At 44.0% G+C, this 12,702-nt stretch carries 15 protein-coding genes; 5 read left to right on the top strand and 10 right to left on the bottom strand.

Features of this window, described 5'->3' with window-relative positions; translation table 11 throughout:
- Window positions 1–54 precede the first annotated feature (54 nt).
- Window positions 55–606 (bottom strand): RNA polymerase sigma-70 factor, encoded by a 552-nt coding sequence (locus KE626_RS13415; protein ID WP_211973413.1) that lies wholly within the window; start codon window positions 604–606, stop codon window positions 55–57.
- Window positions 607–827: 221 nt separating this feature from the next.
- Between KE626_RS13415 and KE626_RS13410 the strand changes: the two genes are divergently transcribed.
- Together KE626_RS13410 and KE626_RS13405 are read left to right on the top strand one after the other, a co-directional pair.
- A complete protein-coding gene (locus KE626_RS13410) occupies window positions 828–1,217 on the top strand; it encodes a VOC family protein (protein ID WP_211973412.1) in 390 nt (129 codons plus the stop codon).
- Between the two features lie 92 nt (window positions 1,218–1,309).
- Window positions 1,310–2,134: an alpha/beta fold hydrolase gene (locus tag KE626_RS13405; protein ID WP_211973411.1), complete on the top strand. Its 825-nt coding sequence runs from the start codon at window positions 1,310–1,312 to the stop codon at window positions 2,132–2,134.
- A gap of 36 nt (window positions 2,135–2,170) precedes the next feature.
- On the opposite strand, the gene KE626_RS13400 is transcribed toward KE626_RS13405, so the two are convergent.
- From KE626_RS13400 to KE626_RS13370, 7 genes are all read right to left on the bottom strand, one after another.
- Entirely contained in the window at window positions 2,171–4,309 is a 2,139-nt protein-coding gene (locus KE626_RS13400; RefSeq protein ID WP_211973410.1) for a hypothetical protein, read from the bottom strand.
- A 176-nt stretch (window positions 4,310–4,485) separates the two neighbouring features.
- Window positions 4,486–5,259 carry a LuxR C-terminal-related transcriptional regulator gene (locus tag KE626_RS13395; protein WP_211973409.1) on the bottom strand — a complete coding sequence of 258 codons (774 nt, stop codon included), beginning with the start codon at window positions 5,257–5,259 and terminating at the stop codon, window positions 4,486–4,488.
- A 58-nt stretch (window positions 5,260–5,317) separates the two neighbouring features.
- On the bottom strand, window positions 5,318–5,956 hold the full coding sequence (locus KE626_RS13390; protein WP_211973408.1) for a class I SAM-dependent methyltransferase: 639 nt from the start codon (window positions 5,954–5,956) through the stop codon (window positions 5,318–5,320).
- A 1-nt stretch (window position 5,957) separates the two neighbouring features.
- A complete protein-coding gene (locus KE626_RS13385; protein WP_211973407.1) occupies window positions 5,958–6,965 on the bottom strand; it encodes an NAD(P)-dependent alcohol dehydrogenase in 1,008 nt (335 codons plus the stop codon).
- A gap of 16 nt (window positions 6,966–6,981) precedes the next feature.
- Entirely contained in the window at window positions 6,982–7,527 is a 546-nt protein-coding gene (locus KE626_RS13380; protein ID WP_211973406.1) for an alpha/beta fold hydrolase, read from the bottom strand.
- A 182-nt stretch (window positions 7,528–7,709) separates the two neighbouring features.
- Window positions 7,710–8,618: a haloalkane dehalogenase gene (locus KE626_RS13375; RefSeq protein WP_211973405.1), complete on the bottom strand. Its 909-nt coding sequence runs from the start codon at window positions 8,616–8,618 to the stop codon at window positions 7,710–7,712.
- Between the two features lie 61 nt (window positions 8,619–8,679).
- Window positions 8,680–9,267, bottom strand: coding sequence for a Crp/Fnr family transcriptional regulator (locus tag KE626_RS13370; protein WP_211973404.1), 588 nt, complete (start codon window positions 9,265–9,267; stop codon window positions 8,680–8,682).
- A gap of 65 nt (window positions 9,268–9,332) precedes the next feature.
- Here KE626_RS13370 and KE626_RS13365 point away from each other — a divergent pair, with 65 nt between their 5' ends.
- From KE626_RS13365 to KE626_RS13355, 3 genes are all read left to right on the top strand, one after another.
- Complete coding sequence (locus KE626_RS13365; RefSeq protein WP_211973403.1) at window positions 9,333–10,148, top strand: helix-turn-helix domain-containing protein; 816 nt, start codon at window positions 9,333–9,335, stop codon at window positions 10,146–10,148.
- Between the two features lie 73 nt (window positions 10,149–10,221).
- On the top strand, window positions 10,222–10,590 hold the full coding sequence (locus tag KE626_RS13360; RefSeq protein WP_211973402.1) for a VOC family protein: 369 nt from the start codon (window positions 10,222–10,224) through the stop codon (window positions 10,588–10,590).
- Window positions 10,591–10,595: 5 nt separating this feature from the next.
- The gene (locus tag KE626_RS13355) at window positions 10,596–11,237 is read left to right on the top strand and encodes a DUF2461 domain-containing protein (RefSeq protein ID WP_211973401.1); all 642 of its coding nucleotides are present in this window, start codon (window positions 10,596–10,598) and stop codon (window positions 11,235–11,237) included.
- Window positions 11,238–11,279: 42 nt separating this feature from the next.
- On the opposite strand, the gene KE626_RS13350 is transcribed toward KE626_RS13355, so the two are convergent.
- Both KE626_RS13350 and KE626_RS13345 read right to left on the bottom strand, forming a co-directional pair.
- On the bottom strand, window positions 11,280–11,648 hold the full coding sequence (locus KE626_RS13350) for a VOC family protein (protein WP_211973400.1): 369 nt from the start codon (window positions 11,646–11,648) through the stop codon (window positions 11,280–11,282).
- 193 nt (window positions 11,649–11,841) lie between these two features.
- Window positions 11,842–12,663 (bottom strand): AraC family transcriptional regulator, encoded by an 822-nt coding sequence (locus tag KE626_RS13345; protein ID WP_346344401.1) that lies wholly within the window; start codon window positions 12,661–12,663, stop codon window positions 11,842–11,844.
- Window positions 12,664–12,702: the final 39 nt, after the last annotated feature.

Below are 12,702 nucleotides of genomic sequence, written 5' to 3'. Positions count from 1 at the left end.
AAAAAATAGCGGTACCCCTAATGCCTGTAAAAAAATTTATGCCCCTGACGAAAATTAAGATAGCAGTAGGAGGAGAATGACGGCCGAATCTGAAAGTGGCTTCAGTTTTTTCCGCAGGAAAATCAATGAGGCACTCATATGATGTTCTACCGTTTTAACGGAGAGGTTTAGCTGGCTGGCAATTTCTGGATAGGTAAGGTTTTCATGACGGCTCAACTCGAAAACTTTTTTTCGCTGCGGGCTAAGTGCGTCGAGGTGCTGGCTATACAAATTATCAAGTTCACTGGTCAGGATAGTATGATCTGCTGAGCGGGAATCAGCGAAATCAACTTCTTCAGAAATTTTCAGCGAGGTGGTAGGGATTATTTTCTTCCGCCAGTAGTTGATGAGTGTATTTTTCATGGCGCGAAAAAGATAAGGATTCAGGCTATCGGTTATGATAACATTTCCTTTTCTCAACCAAAGGTTGAGCATTACGTCCATCACCAGCTCTTCCGCCACCAGGCTATCTTTCGTAAACCCGAGCGTATATTGGTACAGTTTATTAAAATATCGGCGAAACAACTCGTTAAAGGCGATATCATCCCCTTCGGCACATTGTTTCAATAGATGCTTATCTGATAAATTTTTAATTTCCTGGATCATTACAGTACCGGATTCGACCGCAACAAAATTAAATGATGAAAATTACGTGCATATTAAATAATCATTAATAACGGAGGAAGCTCCCCCTACAATTTCACAACTGCTGAGCTTCGTTGCAATTAATATTTTAATTTAAAACCAGGAATACACATAAATTGCTGAGAGATAAAATCAAAATTACCATGACGAAACTTGATCCGATAATCGCTGTAAAAGATGTAGAGGCCAGCGCTGCCTGGTATCAACAATTGTTTGGATTCAGGAGAACACACGGCGGAGATACATTTGCTGTTTTGGTATCAGAAGATGATGAAATTATACTCTGTCTGCATAAATGGGGAGAGCATGATCATCCTACCATGACTAATCCTGGCATCACTCCGGGAAACGGGTTAATCCTTTACTTCAGGACAAAGAACATGGAAGCAGTACGGGCCGGGGTTGAAAAATCAGGCAGTATAATCGAAGAAGACATCCACCTAAATCCCAACTCCCTAAAAAAGGAATTTTCGCTCAGGGACCTGGATGGATATTATTTAATAGTAACGGAGTTTCACAAATATGAAGGTTAAACTTCGCGATGGACTTTTGCGAAGCAAATATAACGGCGAGGCATATGAAGCAGAGAAATATTACCGGGCTTTGGATGACAAAATAAAAACAGATGTGTAAAAATTATGTACTGCTGTTAGGTACCTGGCTGTTGGCCATTACCGCTTATGGTCAGCAAAAAGGAATTCCTTATGGACATAACGATGCCGCGGGGAAATATTACGACGTGCGGGGCATTAAAATGTATACCGAGGTATATGGCGAAGGGATGCCGTTGCTGATGATCCATGGCAATGGCGGCAGTATCGACGCCTTCGCCGGGAATATTCCCTACTTCGCAAAAAAATATAAAGTCATTGCAGTGGATAGCCGCGCACATGGCCGCACGCACGACAACCGTGATTCGCTCAGTTTTGAAATGATGGCAGATGATTTTGACGCACTCCTAACTGCCATGCATATAGATTCGGCCTATGTGCTGGGCTGGAGCGATGGGGGCATTAATGCCCTGGTACTGGCCATGCGCCATCCCAGCAAAGTGATCAGGCTGGCCAGCACAGGGGCCAATTTATGGCCTGATTCGACCGGGCTTATCCCCGCTTACTGGAAAGAGGAACAGCAGCAATACAACGACTGGCAAAAGAAGATGCCCCTGACCAGCGACAGCGACAGAAATACCTATAAAGTGTTTTTGCTGGACTGGCTCCAACCCAATATTCCTTTAAGCGACATGAAAAAAATTAAATGCCCTGCCCTCATTATAGGCGGAGATCATGACCTGATCCCTGTGCAGCACACGGTACAGATATTTGAGAACATTCCCAACGCTTACCTCTGGATCCTGCCCAATTCGGGCCATGATACCCTGGTAGCATACCGCGACGACTTCAATAAAAAAGTGGATGACTTTTTTAAAGCGGCTACCCCCCGGCGATAACTTTTAAATACCGTCCGGGGGTGTTCCGGGCAGTTATTAGTATAACCTGCCCAGCCGGATAATTTTAATGCTGTAGGCATTTACCTCTTTCATTTCCAGTGTGGCCGGGTAGTGCAACTCGCCGGAAACATAAGTATTTGGGGTATACGTGAAGTCGAACATAATAGCGCTGTATATGTAAACCTGGAGGTTCATGCTAAGTACCGGCTTCCTGTCATCAGTGAAGAACGATGGTTTTTCATAATAAACGGCCGGTCTTATATAGGTTTCCTTACCGGCAGATGTATTGATCCACCTCAGCATCAACCCGCCACCATACAACAGCCTGGAGAAACTCATATTGCCTTCCCTGACATCATCTGTGGCAGTATTATTACGTGCATCGGCATCATATTTATAGGTGCCGGAGTGTTTGAACCAACCGCCTTCGGCAAATATGTTAAATTTGGAATGCCGCCTTACCGCCAGCTGTAATACACCCGTTCCGCCATAGCTGGCATAACCACCGCTGACACCGGTTGTAAATGCGCTCATGCCCATGTTTACCATCGGTTTTACATAAAACGATACCGGTTTATTGTTGAAAAAACCAAGATTAAATCCTGTATGAAGACTGAAGAGATCACGCTCTTCTATGTACGATTTACCGACGCCGTTACTCAAAATAGCAGCATGCTCGTATCCAACGCCCAGCAGAAACTTTGCAGCAAATGACCTGCTGCTGTATCCATCTTTTAACAACGCCATGAAACCTGCAGCAGATGCCGCAGCAGTCGTATAAAGCATATCTTCTTCGTTATCTGTTTTATGGGCGTTAGCTACCCTTACCTGGCGATCTGCTGTTTTCTTGGCCTCCATGGCTGCGTTGTATCTATCTCTGGCTAAATTTTGATCATTGATATCACTGGTGCTGTTAACGGCCGCCTGGTAGTTGCTCATCGCCAGGGTGTAGTCCCTCCTGTTCATTGCCTCGTTGCCTTTTTGCATCAACCCGTTAAAAGTATTCTTCTGTCTTTCTTTAGCCGCTTTTTCTCCCGCTGCTTTTGTTTCCAGTTTGCCTAAATAGTTTTCCAGGTAGCTGACATTTTCCTTTTTTCTTTGCATGATATACGCAGCATTGTCGGTCCGTTCTCCTTCCCAGGCGCTCACATTCGCATTCGGCTCTATCTCCCTGATATCATTAATTAAACTGAGTTCCTTCTGCGATAGTTCGTTGATCCCTGCTGACAGATCGGGTTTGCTGACCGATTGGGCGGGTAAACCTTTTAACCTGTTGATAGCGTCTTTTACCACGCTTGCCTTATAAGCATCGTCATAAGTGCCTGTTAACACTTTTAGGGTACTGTTATAGATGTTTGTTTTATTTTGGCCATCCGGGATTTGGGGCAGCAGGTTATTGAATTCAGCGACCAATTGCTGTAGGTTTTCGTTATTGGCATTGCTGCCCGCCGTTCTACCGCCGTCGGCATCATCGCAATTAATAGTTCTATTGGTATTGGCATTCTTCAGGTCTGTTATCCTTATCCGCTTAATGATCTTAGCCTGCATTTTATGGACAAATTCTATTGTTTCGCCGGGCTGGGTTTTGTGCAGGTCGCCAAAATGTACTTTCCCGTCTTTATCCAATAGCTCAAAAACAAATGTAACCGGCATCTTAAATCGCGAACGTACCTGTATATACGCGTGTACCTGGTAGTTCCAGTCGAAGCCTTCCAGGGTTTTAATCCTGTACTCAAGATAGGAACAGGCTTCTGAATGCCATTCTCCCCATTGGGGTTCCTGTTTGGGAGGTTGGGCAACACATCCCACTGCGAGCACATGTATAGAACTTTCTACTGCCCGTTTCGACCTTGCCTGGGCCTTTGCAGCATTTAGCGCAGCGGCCTCGCTTGATTCTCCTGCGGCCCAACCAGCTGTCCTCACGCCCGTGTCATCCGTTGCAGATACCACCGCATAACAACCATAGCTGTTATTACTGAATTGTATCGCCGGATATTTACCTCCCCGAACCAGGCAGTGCTTATATGCTTCGTTATCCCTGGTCCCGTTTGTATTATCAAACCCGACAGACCAGCCCATTTCACGTGTTTCATAGCAAAAGTATACGCTCAGCTGGCCATGGCACACAGAAGTATTTACTGCAAGCAGTGCTGCAATGAGTAGAAATCTTATCATTTTGTGGAGATTTTTTGGTTAGTCGCTACAGAAAAACCAGGCATTGCGGGGGCCTATCCCCAGCCACGACTGACAATCTGCTTAGTAAAAGGGACATTTTTGCTCGTAGGTGATTCTCTTTGACACAAAGTTATCACGTAGCCACCAACCAAAAAATAACTAGTAGTAGCTATTTTTTAAACCCAGCCTTCCCTGATGGCCATTCTAACCAATTCAACGGGGGTTTTAACGGCTGCTTTTGAAAGAAGATTCTTCCGGTGTGCATTTACGGTATGCAAGCTGATATACAGTTCTTCTGCAATTGCCTTGCTGCTTTTACCTTCAACAATACACTTCAGAATTTCCCGCTCTCTTTTGGTGAAAAGATCAAATGATTGGGTGATTATATTGGCGTCCTGGATATTATAATAGGATGGCTCATCATCCAGGCCGATCAGTGAAAAGCAGGGCGTTCCTTCCGGTTTAATATGGGTAATATCGGTATGCAGACTAAGCGTGCGATAGTAGTTTTTTTCATCGTAATCAAGTTGCACGGCCTGATGCAACACCCGTTGATATTTATTCCATTTGTTTTTCACACGAACATCATACTGCACTTTATACTTCATTACTTTTTCAAAAGGCAATGCTTTGAAAAATTCCACAACGCGATACTCGAAGTTCAGGAAATATGGCTTATCCTCCGGGTGGATATTTTCCAGGAGAAGCGCAATGGTAAATTCTTCCGGGGCATAGCCGAGCACATTAGTAATATTGCTGTCAACAAAATCCAGCTCACTTTTATACATATTGAATATAATGTAGTAGAAATTGCCGGCCTGGAAGATGTTAAATAAGCGCTTTTGCGCTTCCAGTTGTAGTTGCAGTTGCGATTCGGAAATGGTTACATCTCTGTCTGTAACAGTTTTCCAGAACCTCCTTGCGGTAAGGTAATAGTCTGACTGAGCCATAGGCATATGGTTGATTGTTAGGGAGTATTCGTTGCAGGTATTCTTTTATTACAGTCTGCTATTTCTTCACGGCCCAGATATAAGCGCGCCTGGTGGCGTATTCCATATCTTCATGCGGCCGCCGTTCTATCGCATCAATTATTTTAAACCCTGTTTTCTGCAATAATGCGATGATGTCATCCGTCTTGAAGAAGAACAGGTCAACATCTATTTCTTTGTCATGCGCTTTATCAAAATGAACGATTTCTTCTCCTACGTGGAAAGAGAATAAAAACTCTCCGTTTGTTTTCAACACCCTGTTTATTTCTGCGAAGCACTTCCCTACCTGGTCAAGGGTAAAATGCACGATCGCATAAAATGCCAGCACACTTCCAAGATGTTCTGACGGATAAGCGATATTTAATAAATCGCCTGTTTCAAAATTTATTTGGGGAGAAAGTTTTTTGGCAACATTCACCATCTCCGGCGACAAATCAACGCCTACAATGTTTTTCAAGCCATTATCATACAGATATTTTGTTGTTTGTCCCGGCCCGCAGCCAAAATCGGCACATAGTCCCTTGTCTTTATTAATGGCTGCAAATTCCTTTAACAGCAACCGGTCCACCTGTTTCCTGGTGAGCTCATCCCAGCGCTCAATCGCATAGTCGCTGGCGACCTGGTTATAACAGTGTAATACTTTTTCCTGTGAATTCATTTTATTCGTGGTTTTCCAATATTAAGCGGATGTTGACTTCTCCTGCTTTTACCTTTTCTATTGCTTCATTCATTTTATGAAACGGCATCACCTCTACTTCGCTCTCAATATGATGCTTTGCCGCGAAGTTAAGCATATCTGTCATGTTCTTACGGCTACCTACGTAATTCCCGTAAATAGTTCGCTGAACATAATCATATAGCAAGCCAAGGCTAACGGGCGTTTTGTTCAAAGGGGAAGCCACCAGGCAAAACTTTCCCTGTGGCTTAAGGAGTCTCAAAAAAGTATCCGGATCATACGGTACATTTAAGGTAGATATAATAAAGTCAAATTGCTTATTGATCGCTGTAATGTTATCGGCGTTTGAGCTAAGTACAAACTCAGCTCCCAATTGATTGATCATTTCCTTTTTTTCCAGGGAATGGGAAAAGACATATACCTCATGTCCCATTTTATGTAGAAACCGGATCGCCAACTGACCAAGGCCGCCTGCTCCCAGCACGCCAACAACCGCCCTGTCGGGCAACTGCGCCCTCTCAATAGCTGAATATACGGTAACCCCGGATGACAGTAAAGGAACGGCATTTGCCGAATAAAGCGCCGATGGCAGTTTGAAAGCAAACCTGTTGTCGACAATAATGTGGTCCGCCAAACCGCCATAACAATCCACACAGATAACCTTTTGTTGCACACAAAACTGTTCGTTACCCGCTTTGCAAAACTCACACTCAAAACAAGCCTCCTGCTGATAACCGATGCCAACACGGTCGCCAGTCTTCAACGCTGTTACGTTGGCGCCGGTTTCTTCAACGACTCCCACAATTTCATGTCCCGGAACAAGCGGGAATTTTGTATCGCCCCAATCATTGCTGATGAATTGAACATCGCCTCTTGCAACAGAACAATAAATGATTTTCACACTTACTTCGTTATCACCGATCTCTCTTTCATAGTAAAATGGCGCTGGTTTTCCACCTTTCTCTTTAATTGCATAAGCTTTTATTTTCATAACTAGCCAGGTGAGTTTATAGGTTTTTGATATCCTTTGCTACTAAATGAAGGTCGTTATTTAATTGGTGCCCGCCACTTTCTATTTCACGAAAGCTTGCACCCGGGAGGTTGTTCCTGTATATGGCCAGATGATCAAACGGCACTTCTTCGTCATCGCGGCATTGGTAAAAGAAAAACCGGCTGTTTTCCGGGAGCTTTCCTGCAAAGCCTGGTTGTAATTTTAACCCCTGCATCCATTCCTGTTTACCATTCCAAAATGGCGTTGCTATCAGGAAAACGCCGGCTGTCTTTTTTGCTGTTTTATTTTCAGAGAGATACTTCAGCAGCAGGGATGCCCCCAGGGAGTGAGCCACCAAAATAATATCGTCCCCGAGTTTGGCAATTTCTCTGCCGATTTGCCTGAGCCAGCCAAAGTCCGGGGCTGCATCATCCGTTTGCATTTCAGGATAGATGACCTCGTAGTCGTTTCCCAACGCTTGTTGCAATGAGGCAGCCAGCTCTGCGTCGGCCTCGTAGCCATCGTTACCCCCACCCTGTATAAAGAGCACCTGTTTTATCATAACGGCGAGTTGTAGGGTTTTATCACTTGATTGTGGTGAAGGTCTGTCACCTGCTACTATACTAACCAGCTTAGGTGTGACCGTTTGCGATCACACCTAATGGCAGATAAATATAAAGAAATTAAGTTTATAAAATTCAGGAGAAGATGCAGCACACATGGCTCATCGTCAGCGTATTCCCCTTAGCGTAACTTTTTTACAAACCCGGCAATTGCCTCCCCAATTTCCATGGGGCTGTCTTCCTGTAAAAAATGCTTACCCTTTACTGATATTTCTGTTTGATTGGGCCAGGTGCTGCAAAATTTCCGGACACTGTCATTTTCCACCGCACCGGGATTGCCATGAATCCAAAGCTTGGGAACCTGGCTCTGTGCAAGCCAGTTTCCATATGCCGTCACTACGTCAGCAACTTCTTTTGGTGATCCGTCCAAAGCAATCTGACGCGGAAATGATAAGGTAGGGCGGCGATCCTCTCCCTCGTTAAGATAAGGCCGCCGGTACTCCGCCATTTCAGCCTCACTGAGTTGCCGGAAAATGCCTCCGGGCAATACTTTTTCAATAAACACATTCTCTTTTAGTATCAACTCCTCTCCCGCAGGAGAGCGCAGTGCCCGGAATAAATCACGTACTTTAGGTTCAAACTCATCCCACTTAAAAGGAATCGCCAATGCTTCCATATGCACAATACCCTGAACACAGGAGCGATGCTGATTTGCCCAGTCAAAACCCAACACAGAACCCCAGTCGTGCAACACCAATATCACATTTTTGTCCAGTTTCAGTTCTTCCCAGAGTGCAAAAATAAAACTGCGTTGCACTGAATAAGAATATCGTTCAGGTTCGGATCCAGGGAGCTTTTCCGAGTCACCCATGCCAATCAGATCGCAGGCGATGAGGCGTCCCAGGCCGCGGCAATGAGGCATTATATTCCGCCAGAGATAGGATGAAGCAGGGTTGCCATGTTGAAATACGATAGGATCGCCTTCTCCTTCATCAATATAAGCCATACGACGGCCCTTTATCTCAATAAATTTCTTTTCTGCAAAAGGTTTTTCGCTGAAAACAGTCGGTACATTTGGTTTGTGTTCCATGTTGCTAATAATTTAATACAACAAAGGAACGATCATGTCATCCGCCAAAAAATAATGTACCTTAAGATTTCCGGCGGGACATATTTGCTTTCATCTGGCTAAAAAACTCCGGCGTAACACCTATATACGAAGCAATATATTTCTGCGGAATCCTGTTTTCAAGATCAGGGTACGTTTTTGTGAACAGCGCATATCTCCCTTCCGCAGGTTGCGAAAGGTTAGCGCCTATCCGGTGTTGATGAAAAACAAAAGCGTTTTGAAATAATACCCTGAAGAATCGTTCAAATTTTGGCGCCCGTTGGTACAAAACCTCCAGGTTTTCTTTGCTGATCTGCAACAGGGTGGTGGGCTCCAAAGCCTCCAGGCTATTGACACTCTTTTGCCCCGATAAAAAACTGTACAGATCGCCGCTGCACCACCAATCTTCGGGTGCGAACATCAAAACATGTTCCTTGCCGCCTGCGTCAATTGTATAAGTCCGCAGACAACCATTAATCACGAAAAACTGTTGCTTTGCCACATCTCCTTCTTTCAGCAAAAATTCTTTCCTTTTAATGTTTTTAGGCACCACGAGGGATAAAAAAATCTCTGTTTCTTCCCTGGTCGGCTCAATATGCCGTTGTAAATTTTTTAGGACCGCTTCGTACATTTGTTATTGTTGGATAGCCTGATGAAATTGCTATCTCATACCAAAGTATAACAAATCGCGCAAAAATGAATCATCAAATATTTGAGCCGGGCGCCGACTTAGCACCATTTGTGGAATGTTATTGGACATTGGAAAGCCAGAAAGAAAAAACACCCGAAAGAAACACCATTGTTCCCGACGGCAGAATGAAAATGATTTTTCACTATGGCGCTCCCTACAAACGATACACCGAAAACGGGGACAGCATTATCCTGCCGAAATGCTTTGTCATCGGACAGCTAACGCGGCCGATCGAAGTAGAACCAACAGGGCAAACGGGCACCTTTTTCGTTTGTTTTCATCCATATGGATTTTTGTCGTTTGCCACCATGCCAATAAAAGAAATGGAAAATACCGCTGTACCATTGGAAAAACTGTATGGCAAAGAGGGAATAACACTTGGACAAAATATTTTAAATACCCGGTCAACTATGGAAAGAATACAATTGATAGAAGCGTTTTTATTAAGCCGGCTGACGGATACCAAAACCGTGGACTATATCGTAAAATCAACTGTTGACACTATTCTAACGGCTAATGGGCAGCTATCCGTTGACGAGCTTTCCCGGCAAACAAATGTCAACCGCAGACAGCTGGTACGCAAGTTTTCACTGGCCATTGGTTTAAGTCCGAAACAACTTTCTAAAACCATCAGACTGCAAGCCACGCTCAAAATATTGCTGAATCAAAAAATTACCAGTCTTATTGGGTTGGCTTATGAGGGTGAATTTTACGACCAGGCCCATTTCATCAAAGACTTCAAAGAATTTACAGGACTTACACCTAAAGAATTCTACGGAGAGGAACTAAAAATGTCTTTGATTTTTGATAAGATGGAATAGCATTGTCCCATATTTACAATTTTATGTTTCCGGCGCCTGTTAACTTTGCTGCCTGACATAAAATTATTTGAATATGGAAAACGTAATTACTTTTTTTGATATCCCCGCAACGGACTTCAACAGGGCAGTCTCTTTTTACAAAGCCATTCTGGCCCTGGAAATCAACGAAACCGACATATCCGGTACAAAGATGGGATTCTTCCCCAGCAACGGCGCCAACGTGTCAGGCGCCATTGTTCAGGGGCACGACTATAAGCCCTCAACAGCAGGAGTAGTGGCCTATCTGAATGGCGGTAATGACCTTCAGATCGTGTTAGACAAGGTAGCACTCAACAATGGAAAAGTAATTCTTCCGAAAACGCTTATCAGCCCCGAGATAGGATACAAAGGCATATTCATTGACACGGAGGGAAACAAAATCGCTGTTCATTCAATCAACTGACACAGATGAAAATATCCGTCCTGAATTTCCTGAAAACATTAGAGAAAAATAATAACCGGGAATGGTTCAACGAACATAAAAAACAGTACAACAATGCCCGTGAAGACCTGGTTTTATTTGTTGAAAAGCTGATATCGGAAATAGCCGGGTTTGATAAGGAAATAGGAAAGCTGGATCCCCAAAAATCACTTTTCAGGATATATCGTGATACCCGGTTTTCGCAAAACAAAGATCCTTATAAAATTAACTTCGGCGCAAATATAGGGTTCAAAAATGCCGGGTATTATCTGCATATCCAGCCCGGACAATCCTTTTTGGCCGGCGGTATCTATATGCTCGGAAATGATAAGCTGGCAGCACTGCGGAAAGAGATCTCGGGCAATGCCGAAGCATTCCAAAAGATAATACGTGAGGCATCTTTTTGTCACTATTTCGGTGGCTTGAGCGAAGATGGAAAACTAAAGCGTGTTCCTTCCGGTTTTGAAAAAGAAGATCCTATGGCAGCATACCTGAAGCTGAAATATTTTGCGGCGGTCCACCCTGTATCTGATAAAGAACTGCTGGAAGACGCTGCTCCAAAGAAGTTTGCAGAAATTTACAAGTCACTGAAACCACTCAACGATTTTCTAAATGCAGCTCTTTTGTAAAATTTTAAAAAACAGTTCACGGTCTCCGGATGATTGATTTAATTATTTGAAAGAATGTAAACCCATTTTATTGCCTTCGCTGTCAATAAACATAGCAAAGAACCCGTTCTCAGCGTCAATCAGCGTTTTGGGCACCACCACTTTGCCGCCATCGGATTCAATTTTATCCAGTACGTTTTGCAGATCATCGCCCCCGTTAAAGTAAGCAAGTGTGCCTTCGGTTGAAGGCTTATAGCTGGCTCCCTTTATCAGGGCGACGTTTACGGTACCCTCGCCGTCAGGGAATAAACCCATCGGAGTTCCCTGCATGTCGATCTCCTGTATTTGAATATTAAGAATATACTGGTAAAATTTGACGGCCCGGGCAAAAGAGTCAGTTGGAATTTCGACGATTGAAATGAAGTTTTTCATGTTTTTTAAAGTTTTATTTGCAGGCAACCTGGCCATCGTTGCCGGCGCTCCAGGGTTATTATGGCAGGAGCAAACGGCGAAAACGATTACGAGGTGCAGTACAATAGCCCGTTTCATATTTCGCTGTAATGGAAGAATCATCATCCTGCAAATCTACAATGCCCCGTGGGTCAAAAATTGTAAAATTGCGACACTAGTCCCCGGAATATAACAGCGACGAAAGCGCCATAGTACCATCGTTCAAAAAACACTTCGGACTTACTCCCGTAAACTCCCTGAAATCTTTAATAAAGTGGGCCTGATCATGATACTCCCGTTCATAGGCAATATTTGTCAGATGCCCTTCCTGCCCACTAAGCAACATTTTCAATACGGCTTGCAACCTTATTACTTTGCCAAGCTGTTTAGGACTTATTCCGATTTGTTTCAGGAATTTTCGTTCCAATTGCCGCCTTTTGGAGAGATCCACATCCAGAATAGCACTAATGGATATGCTGCCTTTTTTCAGCAACAGCGCATTCACCGTCGACCTCACCACCTGGTCAATCGTTGCCTGGCTTTGCATGCGTGCTGTCAGAAAGTCTTCCATTATCTGTATTCTCTGATGGGTATCAGCAGCATTTATTATCTTTTGAGACAGGTGTGCAGCAACTTCTTCTCCAAACAAGGCGTTGAGCGGTGTTTCCTTATTAGCCAGCTGATTGATTGGCAGGGAAACAAAATTGGTAAAGCCATATGGATAGAAGCTAACGGCAAAGGAATTTACATATCCGACAGGCTGTATAAAGTACGGCTCGGTAATTTGCCCCAACACCATTTCGCGGGGCTGGATAATGAATTCATCTGTTGACACAAACCGTTTTATGTCATCTCCCAGGATAAAAAACAATTCGATACATCCGTCCGGCAGTACACGCTGCTTTGGCGCATGCTCATCAGCAGCAACTTCCAATGTCCAATAACATTTGACGAATACGCTCAAATCCGGGTGCGGTTTAAAAGTTGCGTAATTCATCGATTGGGAAGATGTTTGGTGAGCAGCAAAAAGGATCAC

Source organism: Chitinophaga hostae (assembly GCF_018224885.1).
GTDB classification, from domain to species: Bacteria; Bacteroidota; Bacteroidia; order Chitinophagales; family Chitinophagaceae; genus Chitinophaga; species Chitinophaga hostae.
This window is presented reverse-complemented; position numbering and strand designations above follow the sequence as displayed.